Below are 25730 nucleotides of genomic sequence, written 5' to 3' on the forward strand. Positions count from 1 at the left end.
CGGTTCGTTTCCCAGCTGGATCCCCAGATGTCCAAAGCAAGACCCGCCGCGCTCGCCGGCCTCGCCCTGGCCTGCCTTACCGCCCTGTCCGCGCCCGCGCGCGCCGACGAAGGCATGTGGATGCCCTCGCAGCTGCCGCAGCTGGCCGGCGCCCTGCGCGAGGCAGGCTACGCCGGCGATCCGGCGCAGCTGGCCGACCTGACCGCCGCCCCGCTCAACGCGGTGGTGCGTGCCGGCGGTGGCACCGGCGCGTTCGTGTCCGCCGACGGCCTGGTGCTGACCAACCACCACGTCGCCTTCGGCGTGATCCAGTACAACTCCACGCCCGAGCGCAACCTGATCGACAACGGCTACGTCGCCGCCACCCGCGCCGAGGAACTGCCGGCCAACCCGGACTTCCGCGTGCTGGTGACGGTCGGCTTCGACAGGGTCACCGACCAGGTCCTGGCCGGCACCCGCGGCCGCAAGGGCCGCGCCTACCAGGAGGCGGTGGAGGCGGCGACCAAGCGCATCGTCTCCGAATGCGAACAGGAGCCGGGCATCCGCTGCTCGGTGGCGGCCATGTACGCCGGCAGCGACTTCTACCGCATCCGCCAGCTGGAGCTGCGCGACCTGCGCCTGGTCTACGCCCCGCCGCGCGCCATCGGCAACTACGGCGACGAGATCGACAACTTCATGTGGCCGCGCCACACCGGCGACTTCACCATCCTGCGCGCCTACGTCGGCAAGGACGGCAAGCCGGCCGCGTATTCGCCGGACAACGTGCCCTACAACCCGCCCTCGCACCTGCAGGTCTCGGCCACCGGGCCGAAGGTTGGCGACTTCGCCATGCTCGCCGGCTACCCGGGCGTGACCTACCGCCACCGCACCGCGGCCGAGTTCGCGCGCCAGGTGGAGTGGACCCTGCCGGCGCGCGTGGAGCTGTTCGACGCGCTGATCGCGGTGATCGAGCAGGCCGGCCGCGAGGACGCCCGCGCCCGCACCCTGTACGCCTCGCAGCTGCAGGGCCTGAAGAACAACCGCAAGCGCGCCGCCGGCGAGCTGGAAGGCCTGCGCCGCAGCGACGCGGTGCGCCAGCGCACGGCCGACGAGCAGGCGATGCTGGCCGCAACCCCCGCTGCCGAGCGCCGCGAGATCGACGCGCTGGCCGAGGTGCTGGAGCGCGACAACGCCATGCGCGAGCGCGACCTGCTGCTGGGCGTGGCCACCTCGCAGAGCCAGCTGCTGCGTTCGGCCCTGGTGCTGGAGCGGCTGCGGATCGAGTCCGGCAAGCCCGACGCCGCGCGTGCCCCCGGCTACCAGGCACGCGACCTGGCCCTGATCGAGGGCCAGCTGCGCCAGGTGCAGCGCCGCTTCCACCCGGAGGTGGAGAAGGCCCTGCTGCGCGAGCTGCTGGGCCGCTACCAGCAGCTGCCGGACGCGCAGCGCGTGGCCGAGTTCGACGCCGCCTTCGGGCGCACCCCTGAGGCGCTGGCGCAGGCGCTGGATGCGCTGTACGCCGGCACCGGCTTGGGCGACGAGCAGGCGCGCCTGGACGCCTTCGCCGCCGCGCGCGAGGGCAAGGCGCTGCCGGCCGATCCGCTGCTGGCCCTGGCCGCGCGCCTGGTCCCGGCGCAGATCCGCCTGGAGAACGTGCGCAAGACCAGCGAGGGCGAGCAGCTGCGCCTGCGCCCGGCATACATGCGCGCGCTGGCCGCCTGGCGCAAGGCCCAGGGCCGCGCCCTGTACCCGGATGCCAACGGCACCCTGCGCGTCAGCTACGGCAAGCTCGCGCCGTTGCAGCCGCGCGACGCGGTGAGCTACGCCCCGGTCACCACCGTGGCCGGCATCGTCGAGAAGCACACCGGCCAGGTGCCGTTCGACGCGCCACAGCCGCTGCTGGACGCGATCGCCGCCGGCGACTTCGGCCACACCGCCGATCCGGAGCTGGGCACCCAGACCGTGGATTTCCTCACCAACCTGGACACCACCGGCGGCAACTCCGGCTCGCCGGTGCTCAACGCCCGCGGCGAGCTGATCGGCCTGAACTTCGACAGCAACTGGGAAGCGGTCAGTGCCAGCTGGTGGTTCGACCCGCGCTACAAGCGCGCCGTCCACGTGGACATGCGCTACATGCGCTGGCTGATGGAAAAGGTCTACCCTGCCCCGCACGTGCTGCGGGAAATGGGGCTGTAAGCCCGGCCACCTCCCTGTCGGCGCGTCCACGTGCCGACAGGGAGGCTGCATGCGCAGGCTGTTGCTTTGCACGATGCTCGGGCTGGCGATCGCCGGCCCAGCCATGGCGGACGACCCCGCCGCCCCCGCGGACAACCCGCGCCTGGCAGCGATCTACGCGGCCGACCAGGCCGCCCGCAGCCGCGACGACATCGACTGGGACATCCAGCGCGAGCAGGACCGTGCCCACCGCGCCGAGGTACTGGCGCTGCTGCGCGCCGGGCAGCTGCGCACGGCCACCGACTACTTCCGCGCCGGCATCCTGTTCCAGCACGGCGAAAGCGATGACGACTACCGCACGGCGCTGGCCCTGGCGCAGGTTTCGGCAACCCTGGATCCGCAACGCAGCGCCGCGCGCTGGCTGACCGCCGCGGCCTGGGACCGGTTGCTGCTGCACCGCGGCCAGCCGCAGTGGTACGGCACCCAGTACCAGGCCGGGAAGGACGGAGCGCTGGAGCTTTCCCCGGTTGACGAGGACGCGGTCGACGACGCCGAGCGGCTGCGCATGGGCGTGCCCAACCTGGCCGGGGCGCGCGCCCGCGCGGCGGCGATGGGCGGGGACTGAGCCGGACCGGGGACTGCGCGCGCGGCGCTTGTCAACGGCTTACATCGCCGGCAGCAGGGGGCGACAATCGGTTTTCCGACTCTTTCCTCGCGAAAACCGCAGTCCATGACCGAGATTTCCCCCGCGCTCGCGCGCAAGATCGCCCAGACCATCGCCGAGGAAATCGGCGCGCAGACGCAGCAGGTGCAGGCCGCCGTCGCGCTGCTCGACGAGGGCGCGACCGTGCCGTTCATCGCGCGCTACCGCAAGGAAGTCACCGGCGGCCTGGACGATACCCAGCTGCGCAACCTCGAGGTGCGCCTGGCCTACCTGCGCGAGATGGAGGAGCGCCGCGCCGCGATCCTGGCCAGCATCGCCGAGCAGGGCAAGCTGACCGACGAACTGCGTGCGGAGATCGAGGCGGCCGACAGCAAGTCGCGCCTGGAGGACCTGTACCTGCCGTACAAGCCCAAGCGCCGCACCCGCGCCCAGATCGCGCGCGAGGCCGGGCTGGAGCCGCTGGCCAACGGCCTGCTCGAGGATCCGACCCGCGTCCCGGAGGAGTTCGCCGCGCAGTTCGTCGACGCCGACAAGGGCGTGGCCGACCCCAAGGCGGCGCTGGAGGGCGCGCGCGCGATCCTGATCGAGCGCTGGGGCGAGGACGCCACCCTGCTGGGCGAGCTGCGCTCCTGGCTGGAGGCCAATGGCCAGATCCGCTCGAAGGTGGTCGAAGGCAAGGAGACCGCCGGCGAGAAGTACCGCGACTACTTCGACCACGCCGAGCCGCTGGCGAAGATCCCCTCGCACCGCCTGCTGGCGCTGTTCCGCGGCCGCCGCGAGGAGTTCCTGCAGCTGGACCTGGAGCCGGGCGCCGACGCCGAGTCCGGCCACGCCTACGCCGAGGGCCGCATCGCCCGCCACGCCGGGATCGAGGACCGCGGCCGCCCCGCCGACGCCTGGCTGCGCAACGCCTGCCGCCTGGCCTGGCGCGCCAAGATCCACATGCACCTGCTGCTGGACCTGTTCAACCAGGCGCGCGAGAAGGCCGAGGCGGAGGCCATCGCGGTGTTCGGCGACAACCTCAAGGACCTGCTGCTGGCCGCCCCGGCCGGCCCGAAGGCGGTGCTGGGCCTGGACCCAGGCCTGCGCACCGGCGTGAAGGTGGCGGTGGTCGATCCCACCGGCAAGCTGGTGGCCACCGACACCATCTACCCGCACGAGCCCAAGCGGCAGTGGGACCAGTCGCTGGCCACGCTGAAGAAGCTGTGCGTGGCCCACGGCGTGCAGCTGATCGCGATCGGCAACGGCACCGCCTCGCGCGAGACCGACAAGCTGGCCGGCGAGCTGCTGAAGCTGGCGCCGGAACTGAAGATGCAGAAGGTCGTGGTCAGCGAGGCCGGCGCCTCGGTGTACTCGGCCTCCGAGCTGGCCGCCAGGGAATTCCCGAACCTGGACGTGTCGCTGCGTGGCGCGGTGTCGATCGCCCGCCGCCTGCAGGATCCGCTGGCCGAGCTGGTCAAGATCGAGCCCAAGGCCATTGGCGTGGGCCAGTACCAGCACGACGTGGACCAGTTCCGCCTGGCGCGCGCACTGGACGCCAAGGTCGAGGACTGCGTGAACGCGGTCGGCGTGGACGTGAACACCGCCTCGGCCGCGCTACTGGCGCGCGTGTCGGGCCTGAGCCCGACCGTGGCCGAGAACATCGTCGCCTACCGCGACCAGAACGGCGCCTTCCCCTCGCGCAAGGCGCTGCTGAAGGTGCCGCGCCTGGGCGAGAAGACCTTCGAGCAGTGCGCCGGCTTCCTGCGCATCAACGGCGGCGAGCAGCCACTGGACGCCTCGGCGGTGCACCCGGAGGCCTACCCGGTGGTCGAGCGCATCCTCGCCGGCACCGGCCGCGAGGTGAAGCAGATCATCGGCGACACCGCCTTCCTACGCTCGCTCAAGCCCGAGCAGTTCACCGACGAGAAGTTCGGCGTGCCGACCGTGCGCGACATCCTCAAGGAGCTGGAGAAGCCCGGCCGCGACCCGCGCCCGGAGTTCAAGGCGGCGAAGTTCGCCGAGGGCGTGGAGGACATCAAGGACCTCAGGCCCGGCATGATCCTGGAAGGCGTGGTCAGCAACGTCGCCGCGTTCGGCGCGTTCGTGGACATCGGCGTGCACCAGGACGGCCTGGTCCACATCTCCGCCCTGTCCGAGCGCTACGTCAAGGATCCGCGCGACGTGGTCAAGGCCGGCGACATCGTCAAGGTGAAGGTGCTGGAGGTGGACGTGGCGCGCAAGCGCATCGCCCTGACCTGCCGCCTCAGCGACGAGCCGGGCCAGGCCAGCGCGCGCGATGCGCGTGGCGGCGACCGCGACCAGCGCAACGGCCCGCGCGGCGGCGATCGCGGTGGCCGTGGCGGCAACCCGGCGCGTGCGCCTCAGCAGGCCGCGCCGTTCAACAGCGCCATGGCCGATGCGCTGAAGAACCTGCGCCGCGGCTGAGCAGGCCGGCAGCGACCAACGAGGGGCCGGCATTGCCGGCCCTTCTTTTTTTGCAGATGGCTACCCGCGTACCGGTCGCGTCGGGGGACTACTCGGCCCACTCCAGGTCCGTGGTGAAGGCGATGGTGAGCCAGCGCTGCTGCGGATCGCCGCCGATGCGTTCGCCGATGCTGTCGCGCAGCTGGTCCCACGACTCCAGCGTGCGCGGCGGCTGGCCGCGCGGAACGATGAAGTGCAGCTCGATCTGGCGACCGCGCCCGACCCGGGCCACGTAGGCACGGAAGTCGAGGAAGCCCTCTTCGGCCACCACCTGGCGTGCGACCTCCTCCACCTGCAGGCGCAGGTCCTGCGGAGTGACCAGCAGGATGTCCTCCAGCGCGCGCCGGATCGTTCCCAGCGGCAACGGCAGGATCAGCACGCACACCAGCGCCAGCACGCCCGGATCGATGTAGGGCGTCCAGTGCTCCAGCGCCGTGCCCTGCAGCGTGCTGCCGATGGCGAAGGCCAGCAGCAGGGCGGTGGTGATCGCTCCGGATATCATCCAGGCCCGCGCATCCAGCGCCACCAGCTGCGACTTCAGGCGGCGGTTCGCGCGCAGCTGGTAGACCGACATCACGATACAGGCCACCAGGGTGACGCCGGCATACAGCATGGCGTGGCCGAAGTGCAGCACGCGGCCACCCTCGATGAAGCTGTGCACCGCGTTGATCAGGGCGTACAGCACCGCGCTGGTGAGCATCAGCCCGCTGCAGGCCAGGACCATCGGCTCCAGGTGCCAGAAGCCCATGCTGAAGTGCTCGACCAGGCGCCGGTTCTGCGGCCCGCCGGCATCGGCCGCGGCGATCAGCCGCGCCACCAGCAGGGTGACCACCGTCATCAGCACGTCCACCAGCGAGTACACGCCATCGAAGACGATGGCGAAGGAGCGGGACAGCAGTCCGAACACGATCCCCAGCGCCGCGACCAGCAGGGTCACGCCGATGGAGACGGCCAGCACCGTCTGCTCGCTGGGACCTGCCTGGACCTGCCGTGGCGGAAGTGGCGACGACGACATGGCGTCGAGGTTAACGCGGCGGCGGCGGTCTGGCGCATGCGGCACCGCCCGGTAGCGCCCCGTCGCGACGCGCCGGGCAGGCCACGCCGGAAGCAGGGCCGGGGAAGCCGGAGCGGAATCGGCCGCGCCCGGCAACCCGGGCGAACCGCTCAGGCCGCTTCGGCCGCCTTGCGGAACTCGTCGTAGGCGGCCTGGGCATTGGCGGCGTACATCAGCGACGGCCCCCCACCCATGTAGACCGCCACGCCCAGCATCTCGCGGAACTCCTCCGGGGTGGCGCCCAGGCGCACCAGCGCCTTGGCGTGGAAGCCGAGGCAGCCGTCGCAGCGGTTGGCCACGCCGATGGCCATGGCGATCAGTTCCTTGGTCTTCTCGTCCAGCGCGCCCGGCGCCATCGCCGCCTTGGCCAGCGCGCCAAAGCCCTGCATCACGTCGGCATTGTGGGTGCGCAGCGCGGTGAGGTTGCGCGAGATGTCACGGGTCAGTTCGGTGTAGTTGGCGGCGTTCATGCTGGCCTCCGGCAGTAGGATGTGCAGCGAGAATATTAGTGATTGCTAAATTAGGCAATACTCATATACTGGCCGCATGAGCCCAGCCATCACCCGCAAGGACCTCGCCTTCATGCAGCAAGGCGCCGCCGAGGCGGCCGCCATGCTGCGCACGCTCGGCCACGAGCAGCGCCTGCTGGTGCTGTGCCTGCTGGTCGGCCATGGCGAGCTGGGCGTTGGCCAGCTGCTGGAGCAGGTGGACCTGAGCCAGTCGGCGCTGTCGCAGCACCTGGCGCGGATGCGCGCCGACGGCCTGGTCGACTGCCGGCGCGAAGGCCAGGCCGTCTACTACCGCATCGCCGATCCGCGCGTGGCCACGCTGGTGGGCGCGCTCAAGTCCGTGTTCTGCCCCTGAGGGATTCCCCATGAAAACCATCGATGCCCGCACCGCCCGTTCGCTGCTGGAACAGGGCGCATTGCTGGTCGATATCCGCGCGCCGGACGAACATGCGCGCGAACGCATCAGCGGCGCCTGCTGCGTTCCGCTGGACCGGCTTCAGGCCGCGCCGCAGCTGCGCGACGCCGCCGCCAGCACCGTGGTCTTCCACTGCCGCTCCGGCATGCGTACCCGGGCCAATGCCGCCGCGCTGGAAGCCGCGGCCGGCGGTCGCGAGGTCCTGCTGCTGGACGGTGGCATCAATGCGTGGAAACAGGCTGGGCTACCGGTGGTGCGCGAAGCCGGGGCGCCGCTGGAACTGAACCGCCAGGTGCAGATCGCCGTGGGCGTGCTGCTGCTGGCCGGCAGCACGCTGGCGGCGACGGTCTCGCCCTGGTTCCTGCTGCTGACCGGCTTCCTCGGCGCCGGCCTGCTGTTTGCCGGCGTGTCCGGCTTCTGCGGCCTGGCCCACGTGCTGCTGCGCATGCCATGGAACCGGGCGATGCGCGCCTGAACCACGGCGTGCGGCGTCCGGGTTATCCGGCTGCCGGCGGCACCCGCAGGTCCTCGACCACCGTGCCCCAGGTGGTGATTTCCTCGTCATGCGGCAGGTCGCGAAAATCCTCGGCCAGCGCCTGTTCGTACCACTGCCGCATCGGCTCCAGCTGCAGCAGCCGCTGCGCGTAGGCTTCCGCCTGCGGGTCCGCCAGCGACAGGCCGTAGCCCTGCAGGCGGAACGCCACCGGCGCGAAGAACGCATCGGCCGCGCTGAAGGCCGCGCCGGCCAGGAACGGGCCGCCAAAGCGGTCCAGGCCGTCGCGCCACAGCGCCGAAAGCCGGTCCAGGTCGCGCTGCAGCGAAGCCGGGACCTCGCGCAGGCGCACACGCTGGCCGCAACTCATCGAGCAACGCGTGCGCAGCTCGCCGAAGCCGGCGTGCATCTCCGCGGCGGCGCTGCGCGCCCAGGCGCGTGCCAGCGGATCGTCCGGCCAGACGCCCGGATGGCGCTCGGCCAGGTATTCGACGATGGCCAGGGATTCCCAGACCACGGTGTCGCCATCGACCAGCAGCGGCACCTTGGCGTTGGGCGACAGCGCGCGGAACCGCTCCCAGGCCGCGGTGTCGTGGAACGGCACCATGCGCTCCTCGAACGGGATACCGAGCATCCGCAGCAGCAGCCACGGCCGCAGCGACCAGGACGAGTAGTTGCGGTTGGCGATATGCAGCACGTACATCGGCACGCTCCTTCGCGCCGCCGGGGCGACGGCGTACGCGCCGATCATACGGCGCCGCCGCGGCCGCTTCAGGCCACGCGGCTGCGGCGCTGGCGTTCCAGGTGGACCAGCAGCAGCGAGATCGCCGCCGGGGTCATACCGGGAATGCGCTGGGCCTGGCCGATGCTCAGCGGACGCACGCGCTCCAGCTTCTGCTGTACCTCGGCCGACAGGCCGCGCACCGCGGCGTAGTCGAAGTCCGCGGGGATCGGGGTGGACTCATGGCGGCGCTGGCGCTCGATCTCCTCGCGCTGGCGGTCCAGGTAGCCGGCGTACTTGACCCCGATCTGCACCTGCTCGGCCACCTGGGCATCGTCCACGCCCGGGCCCAGTGCCGGCACCCGCATCAGCGCGGCGTAGTCCAGCTCCGGGCGCTTGAGCAGGTCCAGGGCACTGGTCTCGCGGCTCACCGCCACGCCCAGCACCTGCTCCACCTCGCGGCCCACGGCATTGGCCGGGGTGGCCCACAGCGCGCGCAGGCGCGCGGTCTCGCGCTCGATCGCCTCGCGCTTGGCGCAGAAGCGCGCCCAGCGCACGTCGTCGACCAGGCCCAGGCGGCGGCCGGTCTCGGTCAGGCGCAGGTCGGCGTTGTCCTCGCGCAGCTGCAGCCGGTACTCGGCGCGGCTGGTGAACATGCGGTACGGCTCGTTGGTGCCGTGGGTGATCAGGTCATCGACCAGCACGCCCAGGTAGGCCTCGTCGCGGCGCGGCGCCCAGGCTTCCTGCCCGCGCACGTGGCGGGCGGCGTTGAGGCCGGCCAGCAGGCCTTGGGCCGCGGCCTCCTCGTAGCCGGTGGTGCCGTTGATCTGGCCGGCGAAGAACAGGCCCGACACCAGCCGCGTCTCCAGCGTGGGCTTGAGCCCGCGCGGGTCGAAGAAGTCGTACTCGATGGCGTAGCCGGGACGGGTGATGTGCGCGTGCTCGAAACCACGGATGCTGCGCACCAGTTCCAGCTGCACGTCGAACGGCAGCGAGGTGGAGATGCCGTTGGGGTAGATCTCCACCACGTCCAGGCCCTCCGGCTCGACGAAGACCTGGTGGCTCTCCTTGTCGGCGAAGCGCACCACCTTGTCCTCGATCGAGGGGCAGTAACGCGGGCCGATGCCCTCGATCTGGCCGGTGTACAGCGGCGAGCGGTCCAGCGCGCCACGGATGATCTCGTGGGTGCGCGCGGTGGTGTGGGTGATCCAGCACGGGACCTGGCGCGGATGCTCCTCGACCCGGCCAAGGAAGGACATCACCGGCAGGGGATCGTCGCCGGGCTGCTCCTCCATCACCGAGTAGTCGAGGCTGCGGCCGTCGATCCGCGGCGGGGTGCCGGTCTTGAGGCGGTCGATGGCGAACGGGCGCTCGCGCAGGCGCGCGGCCAGGGTGGTGGATGGCGGATCGCCCATGCGCCCGGCCGCGTAGGTGGTCTGGCCAATGTGGACCTTGCCGGCCAGGAAGGTACCGGCGGTCAGCACCACGGCCGGGGCCTCGAAGCGCAGCCCGGTCTGGGTGATGGCGCCGCGCACGGCGTCGCCTTCGATGACCAGGTCATCCACCGCCGCCTGGAACACGGTCAGGTTGGGCTGGGTCTCGACCATGCGCCGGATCGCGGCGCGGTACAGCGCGCGGTCGGCCTGGCAGCGGGTGGCGCGCACCGCCGGGCCCTTGGAGGCGTTGAGGGTGCGCCACTGGATGCCGGCCAGGTCGGCGGCATGGGCCATGGCCCCGCCCAGGGCGTCGATCTCCTTGACCAGGTGGCCCTTGCCGATGCCGCCGATGGCCGGGTTGCAGCTCATCGCGCCCACGGTCTCGATGTTGTGGGTCAGCAGCAGGGTGCGCGCCCCGGAGCGGGCCGAGGCCAGGGCGGCCTCGGTGCCGGCGTGGCCGCCGCCGATCACGATGACGTCGTACTGGTGGAAGGAGGAAGGCATGGGGGCGGTTCCCGCCACGGCCGGGGGGCCCGCGCGGGGACCAGGCACGGCCGGGCTTTTTTAGGACAGGCCCTAAAGTTTGGCACGCTTCGTGCGGATATACCGGATGTGCACCCATCGCGGCAAAGCGTCGGGGGGCGCTGATCGGAATTGGAACAGGGGCCGATCATGCACGCGATGGGGAAGCCTGGGGCCGGCAGTCGGGGGACTGCCGGCCCCCTTTTTTTGCCCGCAACCCGCGTCGCTACGGGTTTTCCGGCCCGGAAAAGGGACAGCCCGGCCTTTCGGGCCGGGCTGTGCAGAGGTGCCGACGTCCGGTAGGGCCGGAACAGGGGGGATCCAGATTTCCCTACCGGACATCGACATGGCTTGGCCGGACTGGGTCAGAAGTTGACGCCGCCGGTCACACGGGCGCTAGCTTGCCGGCGCGCGCCGCACAAACGCAAGCGTATTTTCAGCGCTCCAGCGTGCGCCGCGTCTCAAACCTGGGAACCCGCTCGGCCCGCCGCGGGCTGCTGACCGGACGCGGGACGTCGCCGGCCACCGGGCGCGGCGAGCGGACCGTGGCCGGACGCGATTCGCCGTAGGTGGCCGGGCGCGGCCCACCCGTGACCGCCGGCTGCGCGGCCGGGGCGGCGTTGGCCTCCTCGGCACGCAGGCGCTGCTGCAGCGGCAGGCGCCGACCCTGGTTGTCCGGACGCGGACGGTACTCCTGCACCGGGCGCGGCGCCGGGGCGGCGGCCGGCCCCATGCCGCCCGGCCGGCCGGCGGCCTGCGGGCGGGACTGGTAGGGGCCACCCTGGGCCGCCTGCGGCCTGGGCTGCGGACGCCCGGGGCCGCGCGCGGCGCCGGCGCGCTGCTCGCGCAGCCGGTCCAGGTCACGCCAGGGCGCGCGCTCGCGCGGGCGATCATGGCCGGGATTGTCGTGTTTCGGCGGCGGCGGGCGATGGCCTTCCGGGCGGCTGCCGCCGGCGGTGGCCGGCGGCCGCACCGGCGGGCGGTACGGCGCGTGGTAGTACGGGTAGGCGGGATAGCCGTAGGCCGGGTAACGCCCGCCGTAGTAGTAATGCACCCCCAGCGAGACGCCCGGGGTGTAGCGGTAATAGGGGTAGCCGTAACCGTACTCGTGGTAGTGGTACTCGGTGACCGGCGCACCGCTGTAATAGTCGCCACCGTAGCCGGTGCCCACGTAGTCGTAGGTCGCGCAACCGGACAGCGCCAGGGCGCAGGCCAGTCCGCTCAGCATCCTCAGTTTCATGGGCCACCCCCTGTACGGTATGCCGGCAGCTTCGGTGCCGCGCTTTGAATCCGTGCTTAACCCTTGCCGCTCCCGCGCCCCAATGCAGCCTTGGGCAGGGGTCGGCGGCGGGGCCGTTCAGTTAACCTGTGTCGCATGATCCCCCAGTTGCCCGCCGCCGACGAGGTGTTCGCCGCCGCCGCGCGCATCGCAGGCCGGGCAGCCACCACCCCGGTGCTGCGCTCGCGCACGCTCGACGCACTGGCCGGCTGCACCCTGTTCCTGAAGGCCGAACACCTGCAGCGCAGCGGCGCGTTCAAGTTCCGCGGCGCCTGCAACGCGGTGGCGGCGCTGGATGCCGAAGCCGCCGCCCGCGGCGTGGTCACCCACTCCTCCGGCAACCACGGCGCCGCCCTGGCGCTGGCCGCGCGCGAGCGCGGCATTCCCTGCCACGTGGTCGTCCCGGAGGGCGCGGTCGGGGCCAAGCTGGCCAACATCAGCCGCCACGGCGCCGTGCTGTGGCGCTGCGCGCCCACCCAGGCCGCGCGCGAGGCCACCTGCGCGGACGTCGCCGCGCAAACCGGCGCCAGCATCGTGCACCCCTACGAGAACCGGCTGGTGATCGCCGGCCAGGGCACGGCCGCGCTGGAACTGCTGGACCAGGCCGGCGGCCTGGACGTGCTGGTGGCGCCGGTCGGCGGCGGCGGCCTGGCGGCCGGCTGCGCGCTGGCGCTGGAAGTCGCCGGGCGCGGCTGCCGCCTGCTGCTGGCCGAACCGGCCGGCGCCGCGGATGCCGCGCATGCCCTGGCGCATGGCGCGCCGCCGCAGGACTTCGTCCCGGACACCGTGTGCGACGGCCTGCGCGCGCGCATCGGCGCACCCAACCTGGCGGTGCTGCGCGCGGCCGGCGCCGAGGTCGCAGTGGTCGATGACGCGGCCACCCTGGAGGCCATGCGCCTGGCCTGGCAGGTGCTCAAGCAGACCATCGAACCGTCCTCGGCGCTGGCCCTGGCCGCGGTGCTGGCGCGTGCGCCGCAGCTGGCCGGCAAGCGCGTGGGCGTGATCCTCACCGGAGGCAACGTGGACCTGGAGGCATTGCCTTGGCGCGCCTGAGATCGCGGCGCCGGCGCGGCGGCGGATTCGGCCGCTGGATGGCGCGGCTGATGCTGCTGGTCCTGGCCTGGCTGGCCGGCGTGGCCGGCTGGATCGTATGGGTCGGGCACCGCGACGATGCGCGCCCGGCCGACGCGATCATCGTGCTCGGCGCCGCCGCCTACGACGCGCGGCCTTCGCCGGTGTTCGAGGAACGCATCCGCCACGGCCTGAACCTGTACCGCGCCGGCTACGCCCCAGTGCTGCTGTTCACCGGCGGCTACGGCACCGGCGCGCGCTTCGCCGAATCCCAGGTGGCGCGGCGCTACGCCGTGCGCCAGGGCATCCCGGAAGAGGCGATCCTGATCGAGACCTCCTCGCGCACCACCCTGCAGAACCTGCTGCAGGCGCGCGAACTGATGCGGCAGCGCGACCTGCACAGCGCGATCATCGTCAGCGACCCGCTGCACATGTCCCGCGCCTTGCGCCTGTGCCGGCACCTGGGCATCGAGGCGGCCGGCTCGCCCACGCCCAGCACCCGCTTCCGCAGCTTCCAGACCCAGTGGCGCTTCCTGCTGCAGGAGGTCTACTTCTTCCACCGCGACCTGGTGGCGCGCGTGGCCTGAAGCGCGCCGTATCATGCGCGGCCTTCCCTCCACCGGAACCAAGATGAGCAACGACACCACCCCGCAGGCCCGGGCCATTGCCCTGGTCACCGCCTACTACGACGCGTTCAACCGCGGCGACCGCCAGGCCATGCTCGCGCTGCTGGCCGAGGACGTGGTCCACGACCTCAACCAGGGCCCGCGCGAGACCGGCCGCGAGGCCTTCGCCGCCTTCATGCAGCGCATGGACGCCAGCTACCGCGAGCGGCTGGAGGACATCGTGGTCCTGGCCACGGCCGACGGCACCCGCGCGGCGGCCGAGTACGTGGTCCACGGCCAGTACCTGAAGGACGACGAGGGCCTGCCGCCGGCCAAGGGCCAGGCCTACGTGCTGCCCGGCGGCGCGTTCTTCGACATCCGCGACGGCAAGATCGCGCGGGTGACCAACTACTACAACCTGCAGGACTGGATTGCGCAGGTGGGGTGAGAGCGGGAATTCGTGATTTGTGATTTGTGATTCGTAATCGCGCGTAGCCCGGATAAGCGAAGCGCATCCGGGGCTTTGCGCACGGCGGAGTGCTGGTCGCGCAGGCGTGCCGACCTTCTCCCCGGCGCCTCCCCGGTGGGGGAGGCGCGCCACGCGCCTCAGGGATTGCGGCGGCGGATGGGGATGGAGGAGACGGGGACGGCGGCGATCTCGTGGCCGCCGTGGCGGATCGGGGCGCCGGGGTCCGGGGCCCAGGCCTGGGCGTAGATCACTTCCCAGGTGCTGGGCAGGCGCCCGTCGGCGTCGCGCAGCGGTTCGTAGGCGGCTTCGGCGGCGGCGAAGCGGGCACGGCCGGTCAGGCTGCGGCGGCGGCTGGCCAGCGCATTGGTCGCACCGATCGCGCGCAGTTCGCGCATCAGCGCCGGCAGGCCGGTGTAGGTCAGGGTGAACAGGTCGCGGTCCAGCACCGGGTCGCGGAAACCGGCCTGCACCAGGGCGTCGCCAAAGCCGGCGATCGAGACGAACGGGCTCACGTGCGGCGCCTCGTCGGCCACGGAGAACGCCTCGCGCAGTTCGACCAGGGTTTCCGGGCCGAAGCTGGAGCACAGCAGCAGGCCTCCGGGCCTGAGCACGCGGCGGAAGCCGGCGAACACCGCCGGCAGGTCCTCCACCCACTGCAGGCAGAGGTTGGAGAAGATCACGTCCACGCTGTTGTCCGCCAGCGGCAGCGCGCGCGCATCGGCGCACACGCGCGCGAACGGCCTCCACCAGCCGGCCTGGCGGCGCGCCTGGCGCAGCATCGGCAGGGCCAGGTCCACGGCGACCACCTGCGCCTTCGGCCAGCGCTTGCGCATGGCCGCGGCGGCATGGCCAGTGCCGCTGCCGAGGTCCAGCACCACCTGCGGCACCTTGTCGTCGAGGTAGACCAGCGACTCGAGCAGGCGCGTGCGCACTTCCGCCTGCAGGGCGGCGGCATCGTCGTAGCCGGCGGCGGCGCGGGAAAAGGCGCGGCGCACCTGGCGGGGGTCGAATACGGGATCCATGGCGGAGGGCGGCTCAGGGCCCGGTATTGTCGGCGAAAGCCAGCAGCTCCGCTGCGACCGCATCGACATGCCCGAGGAACGGTGCGTGCCCGGCGCCGGGCAGTTCCACGAAGCGCGATCCCGGCGCGCGCCCGGCGGCGGCGGCCATGCCGCGCGGGTTGACCAGGCGGTCGCGGCGCCCGGCCAGCCACAGGCTGGGCACCGCCAGCGAGGGCAGGCTGCGGCGCAGGTCGGTGGATTCCAGCAGCTGCAGGCCGGCGTGCAGCGCTTCCGGCTGCGGGCGCCCGCGCGCGTGCAGCAGGGTGCGCAGCGACTTCAGCTCGGCGCGGCCATGCTCGGAGCCGAGCGTGTCCAGGGCGATGAAGCGCTCGAGGGTGCCGTCGTAGTCCTGCTCCAGGTCGCGCGCGAACTGTTCGAACACCGCCGGCTCCACCGCGTGCGGCCAGTCCGGTGCGCGCACGAAGCGCGGCGTGGCCGCGACCATCACCAGGCCGCGCACGGTGGGCAGCGAGGCGGCGGCGCGCAGCGCGAACAGGCCGCCCAGCGACCAGCCCAGCCACAGCGCCGGCGGCACGCGCGAGGCGATCTCGCTGGCGACCGCGGCCGGCTGCAGCGGCACCTGCGAGTCGCGGCTGTGGCCATGCCCGGGCAGGTCGACCAGGTGCAGGCGGAAGCGCGGGGCAAGGCGTTCGGCCAGCGGCGCGAACACGCCGCCGTGCAGCGCCCAGCCATGGATCAGGACCAGGTCCGGTCCGCTGCCGAGGGTTTCGATGTGCATGCGTGCATTGTCGCCCATGGCGGGCGACGTACGCCGCTCAATGGTGGCGGCGCCGGGCCGAGGCGATGCGCCGGATCAGGCGGTGCCAGAGGATGATGGCGTGGCTGCGCATCACCCGCGCGCGCCACCAGCGCACCGGCCACGGCCGCCGCAGGTGGGCGCCGATCTCCGTGGCCAGCCATTCCGGGTCGAAGCCGTCCCACACCGGCGCCACGCTGCACAGGTTGGGCACCAGCACCGGGTGGACCTCGTTGCGCAGGATCTTCTGCAGCTCGTCCAGCGAGTACGGCGATTGCGCCAGCACCCCGGCGACGCGGGTCAGCACTTCGGCGTCGACGTCCGTGTCGAGGTACAACTCGGACATCGCTTCCCACACCTGCCGGCGTTCCGGCGTTGGCGCGGTGGTACTCACGCCACGGCTTCGCGTCCGTTGTCGACGCGCTCGCGCGCATCGGCGATCGCAGCCAGCAGCGCCTGCACCTGCTGCGGGGTGTGCAGGGCCGAGAGGGTCACGCGCAGGCGCGAACTGCCCTCGGGGACGGTGGGCGGCCGGATCGCGGTGACCAGGAAGCCGGCCCGCTCGATCGCCGCGGACATGGCCAGCGCGCTGGCCTCGCTGCCGCACACGATCGGCTGGATCGGCGTGTTCGAGGGCATCAGTTCCAGGCCGAAGCGGCTGGCGCCCTCGCGGAACAGGCCCACCAGCTCGCGCAGGCGCTCGCGGCGCCAGTCGTCGCGGCGGGCCAGCTTCAGCGCTGCCAGCGAAGCGGCGGCCAGGGCCGGCGGCAGCGCGGTGGTGTACAGGTACGGGCGCGCGGTGCCGGCCAGGTGTTCGATCAGGTCGGCGTCGCCGGCCACCACCGCGCCGTAGCCGCCCAGGGCCTTGCCCAGGGTGACCAGCTGCAGCGGCACGTCGGCCACGCCCAGCCCGGCCTCGGCCACGCTGCCGCGGCCCTGCGGGCCGAGCACACCAGCGCCGTGGGCATCGTCCACGTACAGCAGGGCCTCGCCGGTGCGCGCCACCAGCGCCAGCGAGCGCAGCGGGGCCACGTCGCCATCCATGCTGAAGACGCCGTCGGTGGCCAGCATCGCCGCACCCTCGCCGGTGCCGCGCAGCTGGCGCATCGCGCCTTCGGCGTCCAGGTGCGGGTAGCGGCGCAGGCGCGCGCCGGCCAGGCGGGTGGCGTCGATCAGGCTGGCGTGGTTGAGGCGGTCCTGCACGCAGACGTCGCCGTCCTCCAGCAGCGCCTGCTGCACCGCCAGGTTGGCGGCGAAGCCGCTGCCGAACAGCAGCGCGCGCGGCACGCCCAGCCATTCGGCGACCTCGCGCTCCAGCTGCTGGTGCAGCGCGTGGTGGCCGCACACCAGGTGCGAGGCGGTGGCGCCCACGCCTTCGCGCGCGGCGGCGTCCTGCAGCGCGGCGCCGACCTCGAACTGCGCGGCCAGGCCCAGGTAGTCGTTGCCGCAGAAGCCGGTCAGCCACTGCCCGTCGACCTCCAGGCGCACGCCGTCGCGGCGGGTGATGGTGCGCCGCTGGCGCAGCCGGCCCTGCGCGGCGCGGAGGCGGTGGTCGGACTGGATGCGTTCGCGGATGTCGATGCGGCCCATGATTCCCTGCACTTCCCTGGGCGTAAGCCCTACCTGCGGGAGCCGCATCCCAGCTCAGGCGGATGCCGGCTCGATGATCTGCGCATGCACGGTAGCGCCTGCAACCGTGCCCGTTCCGTGATGATCATCACATACGACGAGGGGCATCGCACGTAGTCCGAGACGCGCGAACAGGGCCTGGTCGCGCCCGGTGGCCGGATTGGGGGTGGTCAGCAGCTGCTCGCCGTAGAAGATCGAGTTGGCCCCGGCCATGAAACACAGCGCCTGCAGTTCGTCGGACATGGACTCGCGCCCGGCCGACAGCCGCACCATCGAGCGCGGCATCGCGATCCGGGCCACGGCGATGGTGCGCACGAACTCGAACGGGTCCAGCTCGGCGGTTTCCGCCAGCGGCGTGCCGGGCACCCGCACCAGGCGGTTGATCGGCACCGAGTCCGGATGCGCCGGCAGGTTGGCCAGGGCCTGCAGCAGGCCGGCGCGCTGCTCGCGGCTCTCGCCCATGCCGACGATGCCGCCGCAGCAGGTCTTCAGCCCGGCCTCGCGCACGTGGGCCAGGGTGTCCAGGCGGTCCTGGTATTCGCGGGTGTGGATGATGTCGCCGTAGAACTCCGGCGCGGTGTCGAGGTTGTGGTTGTAGTAGTCCAGGCCGGCCTCGCGCAGCGCGCGCGCCTGGTCCGGCGAGAGCATGCCCAGGGTGGCGCAGGTTTCCAGGCCCAGGGCCTTCACCCCGGCGATCATCGCCGCCACCTTGGGGATGTCGCGGTCCCTGGGGCTGCGCCAGGCCGCGCCCATGCAGAAGCGCGAGGCGCCGGCGGCCTTGGCCTGGCGTGCCTTCTCCAGCACCTGTTCGGTGTCCATCAGCTTCGTGGCCTGCACCCCGGTGTGGTAGCGCTGGGCCTGCGGGCAATAGGCGCAGTCCTCCGGGCAGCCGCCGGTCTTGACCGACAACAGGGTCGAGACCTGGACCTCGGCGGGGTCGAAGTGCTCGCGGTGCACGCGGGCGGCGCGGTACAGCAGTTCCGGCAGCGGCAGGTCGAACAGGGCGAGCAGTTCGTCGCGGCGCCAGTCGTGGCGGATTTCCGAGGCCATGGGAGGGAGTTTCCTGACTGCGGGGGCAAGAAGAGGCGGGCAGTCTGGAAATACCTCCGGAAGCTGTCAACCTTGACATGGACGCACTGGTTTACAAGGTCGCCGCGAACTGGCGGCAATGGCTGCGCGGACTGCCGGCCCGGATCGGCACCACCCTCCTGCCCCCGCGCTGCCTGCTGTGCGGCGAGCCCGGCGACGACGGCCGCGACATGTGCGCGGCCTGCCACTGGTGGCTGCCGCGCAACCACTGCGCCTGCCCGCGCTGCGCGATCCCGCTGGCGGTGCCCGGCACCTGCGGCCGCTGCCTGCGGCGCGAACCGCTGCTGCACTTCGCCCACGCCGCCTTCGTCTACGCCCCGCCGGTGGATGGCCTGCTGGCGCGCTACAAGTTCCATGGCGACCTGGCCGCCGGACGCCTGCTGGCCGGCCTGCTGGCCGAGACCCTGGACGGCGTCGAGCGCCCGCAGGCGCTGGTGCCGGTGCCGCTGCACCGCAGCCGCCTGCGCCAGCGCGGCTACGACCAGGCGCTGGAACTGGCGCGGCCGCTGGCGCGGGCCACCGGGGTGCCGCTGGCGGCCGGGCTGCTGCAGCGGCACCGGCGCACCGCGGCGCAGTCCGAGCTGGGCGCGATGGCGCGGCGGCGCAACCTGCGCGACGCGTTCGCCGTGCACGGCCGCCCGCCCCTGCCCGCGCACGTGGTCCTGGTGGACGACGTGATGACCACCGGCGCGACCCTGCACGCGGCCGCCCGCGCGCTGCGCCGCGCCGGCGTGGCCCGGGTCGACGCCTGGGTCTGCGCGCGCACGCCCTAGCGCGCGCCGGCACGCGCGCGAGCGGTTACGCTAACGGCCCGGCGCGGGCCGCCCGCGCGTCCCATCCGGATCCAGAATGCCCCAGCGCAAACGTAAGACCCCCGGCGCGGTGACCATCCTCGATGTGGCCAAGCACGCCGGCGTCTCGCCCATGACCGCCTCGCGCGTGATCAACGGCAGCACCCGCGTGGCGGTGGAACTGCGGGAACGGGTGCAGGCGGCGGTGCGCGAACTCGACTACCGCCCCAACCTGGCCGGGCGCTCGCTGCGCACCACCGGCTCGGCGCGCGTGGGCGTGCTGTACAGCAACCCCAGCGCCGCCTACCTCAACGAACTGATGCTCGGCATCCTCGAGCAGAGCAGCCTCAGCGGCGTGCAGGTGCTGGTGGAGAAATGCGCCGGCATGCAGAGCCAGCGCGCGGCGACCCAGCGCCTGCTGGAGGCGGGCGTTGACGGCGTCATCCTGCCGCCGCCGCTGTGCGACTCGCCGCAGACCGTGTGCGAGCTCGACGAGCGCGGGATCCCGGTGGTGGCCGTGGCCACCGCCGCGCCGATGCAGGACGTGCCCTCGGTGCGCATCGACGACTACCAGGGCGCGCGGGCGATGACCCGCTACCTGCTCGACCTGGGCCACACCCGCATCGGCTTCATCCAGGGCGACCCCAAGCACACCCCGGCGCAGCTGCGCCTGCAGGCCTTCCGCGACACCATGGCCGAGGCCGGCATCGCCGTGCCCGACGCCTACGTGGCGCCGGGGCTGTTCACCTACCGCTCCGGGCTGTCGGCGGCGCGCCAGCTGCTGGACCTGCCGCAGCGCCCGACCGCGATCTTCTGCAGCAACGACGACATGGCCGCCGGCGCGATGGCCGTGGCCCACGGCATGGGCCTGCGCATCCCCGGCGAGCTGAGCGTGGTCGGCTTCGACGACACGCCCGTGGCCACCACGCTGTGGCCGGAACTGACCACCATCCGCCAGCCGGTGACCGCGATGGGCAAGGCCGCGGTGTCCGCGCTGCTGGAGCGCATCCGCGACCGCCGCGCCGGCCGCAGCCGCGAAGCGGCGCACCAGGTGATGAAGTACGCGCTGGTCAGACGCCAGTCCTCGGCCGCGCCCGGCTGATTGCGGCGCCGCACCATGCGCCGGGGCGGGCGATGAGGTAACCTTACCACGCCCGTCGCGCAAGGCTTTCCGGCGAGGCGGCCCTCTCCATCCAAGACACGAGAGCCACGCATGACGGCAGCGCAGGCAGGCCACGGCCCCACGCCCGATTTCCGCTCGCGGGCGTTCCTGCTGGACCACGTCCGCCACACCATGGCCTTCTACCATCCGCGCTGCATCGACCCGGACGGCGGCTTCTTCCACTTCTTCCGCGACGACGGCGCCGTCTACGACCGCCGCACCCGCCACCTGGTCAGCAGCACGCGCTTCGTCTTCAACTACGCGATGGCGTGGCAGGCCTTCGGCGATCCCGCCTACCGCGACGCGGTCGCGCACGGCGTGGCCTTCCTGCGCGAGGCGCACCGCGACCCGCGCACCGGCGGCTACGCCTGGCTGCTGCGCGACGGCCAGGCGGTGGACGCCACCAACCACTGCTACGGCCTGGCCTTCGTGGTGCTGGCCTACGCCAAGGCGCTGGAGGCCGGCATCGGCGAGGCGCGCGGGTGGCTGGACGAAACCTGGACGCTGATGGAACAGCGCTTCTGGGAACCGCAGCACGGCCTGTACGCCGACGAGGCCACCGCCGACTGGCGGCTGTCGCCCTACCGCGGCCAGAACGCCAACATGCACGCATGCGAGGCCTTCCTGGCGGCGTTCGAGGCCACCGGCGAGCGCCGCTACCTGGAGCGGGCCGCGCTGCTGGCGCACAACATGACCCTGCGCCAGGCCACGCTGGCCGGGGGCCTGGTCTGGGAACACTACCGGCCCGACTGGAGCGTGGACTGGGAATACAACCGCGGCGACCGCAGCAACATCTTCCGCCCCTGGGGCTTCCAGCCCGGGCACCAGGCCGAATGGGCCAAGCTGCTGCTGATCCTGGACCGCCACGCGCCGGCCGACTGGCGCCTGCCGCGCGCACGCGCGCTGTTCGACCGCGCGGTGGCCATGGCCTGGGACGCCGCGCACGGCGGCCTGGTCTACGGCAACGACCCGGAAGGCCGCTTCTACGACGACGACAAGTACTTCTGGGTGCAGGCCGAATCGCTGGCCGCCGCGGCGCTGCTGGGCGAGCGCACCGGCGAGGCCGGCTACTGGGACTGGTACGACCGCCTGTGGCGCTACAGCTGGGCCCACTTCGTGGACCACCGGCACGGCGCCTGGTACCGCATCCTCACCCGCGACAACCGCAAGTACGACGACGAGAAGAGCCCGGCCGGCAAGACCGACTACCACACCATGGGCGCCTGCTACGAAGTGTTGCGGGTCCTCGCCTAGGCGACCGGCGCGGTCACGCCGAGGCCAGCAGCGCCTCCACCTCCGCCCGCGTCGGCGCATAGGCGCCGGCGCGGGTGCAGGCCACCGCGGCGGTGGCCGCGGCGAAGCGCGCGTGCCCGGCCAGGCCGGCGTCCGGGCGCGCCAGCAGGCTGGCCAGGAACCCGCCCACGCAGGCATCGCCCGCGCCGACGGTGTCGGCCACCGGCACGGCGAAGGCGGGCTGCTCGAAGCCCGCACCGCCGGGCGGGTGCACGCTCATGCCCTCGCCGCCGCGGGTGTACAGCAGCACCGCCTGCGGCGCCAGCCCGCGCACGCGCGCCAGGGCCTGGTCCGCGGGCAGCGACGGGTAGACATGCCGCAGGTCCTCGTCCGAGAGCTTGACCACCCGCGCCAGCGCGGCCATGCGCTCGAACAGCGGCGGATAGTCCGCGCCCATCAGGTTGCGGCAGTTGGGATCGAAGCTCAGCGGCACGCCGGCCGCGTGCAGACGCTGCGCGAGCGCCACCAGCTGCGCGCCCAGCGGCTGACGCACCAGGCTGATGCAGCCGAAATGGGCGAACTCGCAGGCCGCTTCCCAACCGGCGGGCAGGCGCGCCGCGTCGAAGGCCAGGTCGGCCGCGCCCTCGCCGAGGAAGAAGTACCGTGGCGGGGACAGCTCGTGGACCATCGCCACCAGCGGCGGCCGCGCCACCACCTGCAGGAAGCGCAGGTCCAAGCCCGCCTCGCGCGACTTGTCCACGATCTCGCGGCCGAGGAAGTCCTCGCTCACCGCCCCGCCCCAGCCGGTCGGCAGGCCCAGGGTGGCGGCCACCCGCGCCACGTTCCAGCAGGCGCCGCCGGCCACGCTGCGCCAGCTCGCCTCGCCCGTGCGCACGAAGTCGGTCAGCGCCTCGCCGAAGACCACGAGCCGGGGCAGGGGAGCGATGGAAGTCATGCGGGCCTCGCTGGCGGACGGAGGAAAGAAGGTGGCCGCGCCGGGCGAAGGCGCGGCCGAACGCGGCAGGTGCCGGCCGCGGCGCAGCATACGGCAGCGGCCGCGCGATGCCGCCGCCCCGCCCGCCCCGGAGGGGAGGGAGGGCGGGCCGGGCGGCGGTGGCCGGTCAGAAGCGGAAGCGCACGCCGGCGTAGTAGCGACGCTCGAACACGTTGGCGTCGTAGAAGTGGTTGCTCCACTGCGCGTAGCGGCGCTCGCTCTCGTTGGTCAGGTTGGTGCCCTGCAGGTACACGCTCCAGGCCGGGGTGATGTCGAAGCTGACCGAGGCGTCCAGGTAGCCCACCGCTTCGTTCCACAGCGCCAGCGCGTCGCCCCAGGCCGCCGTGTCCAGCGCGCTGTAGCGCTTGCTGCGCCAGTTGTAGGCCAGGCGGGCCTGGAACCGGTCCTTCTGGTACCAGAGGATGGCGTTGTATTGGTGGCGGGAGTTGTCGGCCACCGGCAGCACGTTGCCCTCGATGTCCTCGCCGCCGCCGGCGGTGGCGTCGGAGTAGGTGTAGTTGAGGTTCACGCCCAGGCCGCTCCACCAGCCGGGCAGGAAGTCGAACGCCTGCTGGTAGCCCACCTCGAAGCCCTTGATGGTGCCGCTGCCGCCGTTGACCACGCGCTGCACCGGGCCGCCCTCGCGGACCACGCCGTCGGCGTCCGGCAGCAGCTCGATCCGGGTGACGCCCGCCGGCGAGTTCTCCACGTCGATCAGGAACACGCCCACGTTCAGCAGCGAGGCGTCGGCGAAGTACCACTCCCAGGAGGTGTTGAAGTAGTCGGCCTCGTAGGGCTCCAGGTCCGGGTTGCCGGCGCGGCCGTTGAGGAACAGCTGCGCGTCCGGCGGCAGGGCCGGGTTGCGCGGCGGGGTGCCGTTGGCGGCGTAGAACACCACCAGGCCGCGGCCCAGGTCCGGCAGGCTCTGCCGCGCGATGGCCTTGTTGTAGCCGAAGCGCAGCTTCTGCTCGTCGGACAGGTCGAAGGTGAGGTTGAGCGCCGGCAGCACGTCGGTGCGGCTCTTGGCGATGCGGTTCACGTCGCTGGCCGGGTTGACGCCGTTCCAGTCGTGGCTGCCGATGAAATCGCCGCCGTCGACCTGGTACTGGTCGATGTCGGTGCGGGTCTGCAGCACGCGCACGCCGACGTTGGCATGCCACGGGATGCCGTTGCCGCCCGTGGTGCCCTCCAGGTTGGCCATGAAGTAGCCCGACAGGGTCTTCTCGGCCACCTTGAACGAGTCCGGCGCGTGCATGTAGGCCACGTTGCCCGGGTACAGGCTGTCCAGGTACGCGACCGGGTCGCGCATCGCCTCCGGGTCCACCGCCGGCAGGCCCTGGCCGATGCCCTCGATGCGCACGGGTCCGAAGTCGGAAAAGCGCGCCCAGTAGCCGTCGATGGCGTTGAACGGCAGCACGCGGGCCTCGGAGTAGCCGGTGCAGGCGTCGGTGATCAGCGGGTCCTTGAAGTAGTACAGCGCGCGGTCCGGGTTGGCGCACGGGCCCGGCGAGACCGGCGACAGGTAGCGGTAGGCGGCGTACTCGTAGTCGCGCTCGCCGTAGCGCAGGCCGAACTGGAACGAGCGCACCGCGCCGTCGTCGAACTCGAAAACGCCGTCGGCGCGCAGCGCGTCCAGCGTCGCGTCGATCCTGTTGCCCTGTGCCCAGGTGGACATCAGCTGCCAGTTGTCCGGGTTGGACACGTCGGTGAGCATGGTCAGCTGCGGGAACCGGCCGCGGAAGTCGATCGCCGCGTCCACGGACTCCAGGCCGTTGGCGTTCGCCCACTGGGTGGTGCCGTCGGCGCGGGTGATCTGGCTGCCGCGGGTGACCACCGCGTCGGCGCGCGCCTCGTCGTAGGTGCGCTCGGACTTGCCGTGCACCCAGCGCAGGGTGCCGCGGAACGGGCCGCCGTTGTCGTAGCGCAGCTCCAGGTTGGTGTTCAGCGCCTCGGACGTGCTCGGCGCGCCGACGCTGTGGGCCTGGAAGCGGTTGTAGTGGAACAGGCCGTACTCGACCACGCCGTTCCCGTCGACGATCGAGCCCGGCTGCAGCTGGTCGGTGGCCCAGCCGGTGTGCAGCTGCGCGGCGACCGAGGCGTTGAAGTCCTCCAGGCGGGTGTAGGCCACGTCGCCGATCAGGGTCAGCGCGTCGGTGGCGTTGAACTGGAACGAGCCGTTCACGCCGGTGCGCTCGCGCTCGGTGCGGCGCGTCTCCAGCTCGGTGGCGACCCAGTTGTAGAAGTACTCGCGCGGTTCGTTGGCCGGGTCGGTGTTGCCGCCCACCACCCCGTCGCCGTTGAAGTCGAAGCCGACGTTGGCCTCGCTGGACTTCTGCGCACCGTTGCTCCACACGCTCGGGCGCTTGTTCTCCAGCGTGGCGTCGGAGTAGGACACCGACAGCAGCGCGCCCCAGCGGTCGTTGCGGTAGCTGAACAGGCCCGAGTAGAGCGCGTTGACCTCCTCGACCGCGTCGCCGTACGAGGCCTCGGCCTGGCCGCTGGCGGTCACGCCCTCGGGCAGGTCGAACGGGCGCCGCGTGCGCAGCGAGATGGTGCCGCTGATGCCCCCTTCCAGGTCGGCCGCGGTCTGCGACTTGATCACGTCCACGCCGTCGAACAGGGTCGGCGGCACGTCCACGAAATCGGCCTGCGCGGTGCCCAGGTTGGGCTGGCCGAACTGGTCGCCGCCGCCGGCGCCCAGGTACAGCTCGCCGTTCATCGTGGTCTGCACCTGGGGCATGCCGCGGATGTTGACCTGCGCGCCCTCGCCGGCCGAACGGCGGATCTGCACGCCGGTCACGCGCTGCAGCGAGTCGGTGATGGTGATGTCCGGCAGCCTGCCGATGTCCTCGGCCGAGATCGAATCCACGATCTGGAGCGCGTCGCGCTTGGTGTTGATGGCGGTGGCCTGCGCGCCGCGCACGCCGCGCACGACGATGCGGTCCAGCTCGACCGCGCCCTCCTGCGGCGGCGGCGGGGCGGCGTCCTGCGCCAGCGCCGGCATGGTCCCGGCCAGGCCGAACAGGGTGACGGCGATCGACGTCGCCAGCGGCTTCCTACGATGGTGCGACTGCTTCATGTGCCCCTCCCAGGGTGGTTTGCATGTGCGGCCGGGCCGCAGTTGAGGTAACGATATCTCCGCTATGCGCGGCGGCT

General features: G+C 72.4%; 23 protein-coding genes. 11 read left to right on the top strand and 12 right to left on the bottom strand.

Going from position 1 to position 25730, the window contains the following annotated elements; all coding sequences use genetic code 11:
* The first annotated feature begins 15 nt into the window (after nucleotides 1-15).
* The 3 genes from EIM48_RS14265 (at nucleotide 16) to EIM48_RS14275 (ending at nucleotide 5245) form a co-directional block, all read left to right on the top strand.
* Nucleotides 16-2175 carry a S46 family peptidase gene (locus EIM48_RS14265; RefSeq protein ID WP_028915742.1) on the top strand — a complete coding sequence of 720 codons (2160 nt, stop codon included), beginning with the start codon at nucleotides 16-18 and terminating at the stop codon, nucleotides 2173-2175.
* A gap of 49 nt (nucleotides 2176-2224) precedes the next feature.
* Nucleotides 2225-2779, top strand: coding sequence for a DUF6624 domain-containing protein (locus EIM48_RS14270; protein ID WP_125111950.1), 555 nt, complete (start codon nucleotides 2225-2227; stop codon nucleotides 2777-2779).
* Between the two features lie 105 nt (nucleotides 2780-2884).
* Entirely contained in the window at nucleotides 2885-5245 is a 2361-nt protein-coding gene (locus EIM48_RS14275) for a Tex family protein (RefSeq protein WP_125111951.1), read from the top strand.
* 88 nt (nucleotides 5246-5333) lie between these two features.
* Here the strand turns inward: EIM48_RS14275 and EIM48_RS14280 are convergent, their stop codons facing one another.
* The gene (locus tag EIM48_RS14280) at nucleotides 5334-6242 is read right to left on the bottom strand and encodes a cation transporter (protein ID WP_233581705.1); all 909 of its coding nucleotides are present in this window, start codon (nucleotides 6240-6242) and stop codon (nucleotides 5334-5336) included.
* A gap of 206 nt (nucleotides 6243-6448) precedes the next feature.
* Entirely contained in the window at nucleotides 6449-6808 is a 360-nt protein-coding gene (locus EIM48_RS14285; protein WP_019399988.1) for a carboxymuconolactone decarboxylase family protein, read from the bottom strand.
* A gap of 76 nt (nucleotides 6809-6884) precedes the next feature.
* Here EIM48_RS14285 and EIM48_RS14290 point away from each other — a divergent pair, with 76 nt between their 5' ends.
* Complete coding sequence (locus tag EIM48_RS14290; protein WP_125111953.1) at nucleotides 6885-7202, top strand: metalloregulator ArsR/SmtB family transcription factor; 318 nt, start codon at nucleotides 6885-6887, stop codon at nucleotides 7200-7202.
* A 10-nt stretch (nucleotides 7203-7212) separates the two neighbouring features.
* A complete protein-coding gene (locus EIM48_RS14295; RefSeq protein WP_019399990.1) occupies nucleotides 7213-7737 on the top strand; it encodes a rhodanese family protein in 525 nt (174 codons plus the stop codon).
* A 22-nt stretch (nucleotides 7738-7759) separates the two neighbouring features.
* On the opposite strand, the gene EIM48_RS14300 is transcribed toward EIM48_RS14295, so the two are convergent.
* The 3 genes from EIM48_RS14300 to EIM48_RS15465 form a co-directional block, all read right to left on the bottom strand.
* On the bottom strand, nucleotides 7760-8458 hold the full coding sequence (locus EIM48_RS14300) for a glutathione S-transferase (protein WP_199728434.1): 699 nt from the start codon (nucleotides 8456-8458) through the stop codon (nucleotides 7760-7762).
* A 68-nt stretch (nucleotides 8459-8526) separates the two neighbouring features.
* On the bottom strand, nucleotides 8527-10416 hold the full coding sequence (gene mnmG, locus EIM48_RS14305; RefSeq protein ID WP_125111955.1) for a tRNA uridine-5-carboxymethylaminomethyl(34) synthesis enzyme MnmG: 1890 nt from the start codon (nucleotides 10414-10416) through the stop codon (nucleotides 8527-8529).
* Nucleotides 10417-10870: 454 nt separating this feature from the next.
* On the bottom strand, nucleotides 10871-11674 hold the full coding sequence (locus tag EIM48_RS15465) for a hypothetical protein (protein ID WP_199728435.1): 804 nt from the start codon (nucleotides 11672-11674) through the stop codon (nucleotides 10871-10873).
* Nucleotides 11675-11809: 135 nt separating this feature from the next.
* On the opposite strand from EIM48_RS15465, the gene EIM48_RS14315 reads away from it, so the two are divergent.
* The 3 genes from EIM48_RS14315 to EIM48_RS14325 are packed head-to-tail and all read left to right on the top strand — an operon-like array spanning nucleotide 11810 to nucleotide 13837.
* Nucleotides 11810-12766, top strand: a complete 957-nt coding sequence (locus EIM48_RS14315) for a pyridoxal-phosphate dependent enzyme (RefSeq protein WP_019398100.1) — start codon at nucleotides 11810-11812, stop codon at nucleotides 12764-12766.
* Nucleotides 12754-13371 (top strand): YdcF family protein, encoded by a 618-nt coding sequence (locus tag EIM48_RS14320; RefSeq protein WP_019398101.1) that lies wholly within the window; start codon nucleotides 12754-12756, stop codon nucleotides 13369-13371. Before EIM48_RS14315 ends, EIM48_RS14320 begins: the two co-directional genes overlap by 13 nt.
* 43 nt (nucleotides 13372-13414) lie before the next feature.
* On the top strand, nucleotides 13415-13837 hold the full coding sequence (locus EIM48_RS14325; protein ID WP_028915747.1) for a ketosteroid isomerase-related protein: 423 nt from the start codon (nucleotides 13415-13417) through the stop codon (nucleotides 13835-13837).
* Nucleotides 13838-13995: 158 nt separating this feature from the next.
* Here EIM48_RS14325 and bioC read toward each other — a convergent pair whose 3' ends face one another.
* The 5 genes from bioC to bioB are packed head-to-tail and all read right to left on the bottom strand — an operon-like array spanning nucleotide 13996 to nucleotide 18355.
* On the bottom strand, nucleotides 13996-14880 hold the full coding sequence (gene bioC, locus EIM48_RS14330; RefSeq protein ID WP_125111956.1) for a malonyl-ACP O-methyltransferase BioC: 885 nt from the start codon (nucleotides 14878-14880) through the stop codon (nucleotides 13996-13998).
* A gap of 13 nt (nucleotides 14881-14893) precedes the next feature.
* On the bottom strand, nucleotides 14894-15658 hold the full coding sequence (gene bioH, locus EIM48_RS14335) for a pimeloyl-ACP methyl ester esterase BioH (protein WP_125111957.1): 765 nt from the start codon (nucleotides 15656-15658) through the stop codon (nucleotides 14894-14896).
* A 37-nt stretch (nucleotides 15659-15695) separates the two neighbouring features.
* A complete protein-coding gene (locus EIM48_RS14340; RefSeq protein WP_233581706.1) occupies nucleotides 15696-16022 on the bottom strand; it encodes a hypothetical protein in 327 nt (108 codons plus the stop codon).
* A 44-nt stretch (nucleotides 16023-16066) separates the two neighbouring features.
* Complete coding sequence (bioF, locus tag EIM48_RS14345; protein WP_019398106.1) at nucleotides 16067-17266, bottom strand: 8-amino-7-oxononanoate synthase; 1200 nt, start codon at nucleotides 17264-17266, stop codon at nucleotides 16067-16069.
* 54 nt (nucleotides 17267-17320) lie between these two features.
* Entirely contained in the window at nucleotides 17321-18355 is a 1035-nt protein-coding gene (gene bioB, locus EIM48_RS14350; protein WP_019398107.1) for a biotin synthase BioB, read from the bottom strand.
* Nucleotides 18356-18432: 77 nt separating this feature from the next.
* On the opposite strand from bioB, the gene EIM48_RS14355 reads away from it, so the two are divergent.
* From EIM48_RS14355 to EIM48_RS14365, 3 genes are all read left to right on the top strand, one after another.
* Complete coding sequence (locus tag EIM48_RS14355) at nucleotides 18433-19167, top strand: ComF family protein (protein ID WP_028915751.1); 735 nt, start codon at nucleotides 18433-18435, stop codon at nucleotides 19165-19167.
* Between the two features lie 76 nt (nucleotides 19168-19243).
* Complete coding sequence (locus EIM48_RS14360; RefSeq protein ID WP_028915752.1) at nucleotides 19244-20287, top strand: LacI family DNA-binding transcriptional regulator; 1044 nt, start codon at nucleotides 19244-19246, stop codon at nucleotides 20285-20287.
* Between the two features lie 111 nt (nucleotides 20288-20398).
* Nucleotides 20399-21601, top strand: coding sequence for an AGE family epimerase/isomerase (locus EIM48_RS14365; RefSeq protein ID WP_028915753.1), 1203 nt, complete (start codon nucleotides 20399-20401; stop codon nucleotides 21599-21601).
* A 13-nt stretch (nucleotides 21602-21614) separates the two neighbouring features.
* Here the strand turns inward: EIM48_RS14365 and EIM48_RS14370 are convergent, their stop codons facing one another.
* Together EIM48_RS14370 and EIM48_RS14375 are read right to left on the bottom strand one after the other, a co-directional pair.
* Nucleotides 21615-22535: a carbohydrate kinase gene (locus tag EIM48_RS14370; RefSeq protein WP_028915754.1), complete on the bottom strand. Its 921-nt coding sequence runs from the start codon at nucleotides 22533-22535 to the stop codon at nucleotides 21615-21617.
* 166 nt (nucleotides 22536-22701) lie between these two features.
* Complete coding sequence (locus tag EIM48_RS14375; RefSeq protein WP_028915755.1) at nucleotides 22702-25653, bottom strand: TonB-dependent receptor; 2952 nt, start codon at nucleotides 25651-25653, stop codon at nucleotides 22702-22704.
* Nucleotides 25654-25730: the final 77 nt, after the last annotated feature.

The sequence above is a fragment of the Pseudoxanthomonas sp. SGNA-20 genome, assembly GCF_003931635.1.
Lineage (GTDB): Bacteria > Pseudomonadota > Gammaproteobacteria > Xanthomonadales > Xanthomonadaceae > Pseudoxanthomonas.

What these genes read in the sequence shown, in the direction of transcription:
- EIM48_RS14365 (WP_028915753.1), top strand. Translation starts at nt 20,399, where the DNA reads ATGACGGCAGCGCAGGCAGGCCACGGCCCCACGCCCGATTTCCGCTCG.
- EIM48_RS14315 (WP_019398100.1), top strand. Translation starts at nt 11,810, where the DNA reads ATGATCCCCCAGTTGCCCGCCGCCGACGAGGTGTTCGCCGCCGCCGCG.
- EIM48_RS14285 (WP_019399988.1), bottom strand. Translation starts at nt 6,808, where the DNA reads ATGAACGCCGCCAACTACACCGAACTGACCCGTGACATCTCGCGCAAC.
- EIM48_RS14270 (WP_125111950.1), top strand. Translation starts at nt 2,225, where the DNA reads ATGCGCAGGCTGTTGCTTTGCACGATGCTCGGGCTGGCGATCGCCGGC.
- bioC (WP_125111956.1), bottom strand. Translation starts at nt 14,880, where the DNA reads ATGGATCCCGTATTCGACCCCCGCCAGGTGCGCCGCGCCTTTTCCCGC.
- mnmG (WP_125111955.1), bottom strand. Translation starts at nt 10,416, where the DNA reads ATGCCTTCCTCCTTCCACCAGTACGACGTCATCGTGATCGGCGGCGGC.
- EIM48_RS15465 (WP_199728435.1), bottom strand. Translation starts at nt 11,674, where the DNA reads ATGAAACTGAGGATGCTGAGCGGACTGGCCTGCGCCCTGGCGCTGTCC.
- EIM48_RS14275 (WP_125111951.1), top strand. Translation starts at nt 2,885, where the DNA reads ATGACCGAGATTTCCCCCGCGCTCGCGCGCAAGATCGCCCAGACCATC.
- bioH (WP_125111957.1), bottom strand. Translation starts at nt 15,658, where the DNA reads ATGCACATCGAAACCCTCGGCAGCGGACCGGACCTGGTCCTGATCCAT.
- EIM48_RS14355 (WP_028915751.1), top strand. Translation starts at nt 18,433, where the DNA reads ATGGACGCACTGGTTTACAAGGTCGCCGCGAACTGGCGGCAATGGCTG.
- EIM48_RS14290 (WP_125111953.1), top strand. Translation starts at nt 6,885, where the DNA reads ATGAGCCCAGCCATCACCCGCAAGGACCTCGCCTTCATGCAGCAAGGC.
- EIM48_RS14300 (WP_199728434.1), bottom strand. Translation starts at nt 8,458, where the DNA reads ATGTACGTGCTGCATATCGCCAACCGCAACTACTCGTCCTGGTCGCTG.
- bioF (WP_019398106.1), bottom strand. Translation starts at nt 17,266, where the DNA reads ATGGGCCGCATCGACATCCGCGAACGCATCCAGTCCGACCACCGCCTC.
- EIM48_RS14340 (WP_233581706.1), bottom strand. Translation starts at nt 16,022, where the DNA reads ATGTCCGAGTTGTACCTCGACACGGACGTCGACGCCGAAGTGCTGACC.
- EIM48_RS14375 (WP_028915755.1), bottom strand. Translation starts at nt 25,653, where the DNA reads ATGAAGCAGTCGCACCATCGTAGGAAGCCGCTGGCGACGTCGATCGCC.
- EIM48_RS14370 (WP_028915754.1), bottom strand. Translation starts at nt 22,535, where the DNA reads ATGACTTCCATCGCTCCCCTGCCCCGGCTCGTGGTCTTCGGCGAGGCG.
- EIM48_RS14325 (WP_028915747.1), top strand. Translation starts at nt 13,415, where the DNA reads ATGAGCAACGACACCACCCCGCAGGCCCGGGCCATTGCCCTGGTCACC.
- EIM48_RS14295 (WP_019399990.1), top strand. Translation starts at nt 7,213, where the DNA reads ATGAAAACCATCGATGCCCGCACCGCCCGTTCGCTGCTGGAACAGGGC.
- EIM48_RS14360 (WP_028915752.1), top strand. Translation starts at nt 19,244, where the DNA reads ATGCCCCAGCGCAAACGTAAGACCCCCGGCGCGGTGACCATCCTCGAT.
- bioB (WP_019398107.1), bottom strand. Translation starts at nt 18,355, where the DNA reads ATGGCCTCGGAAATCCGCCACGACTGGCGCCGCGACGAACTGCTCGCC.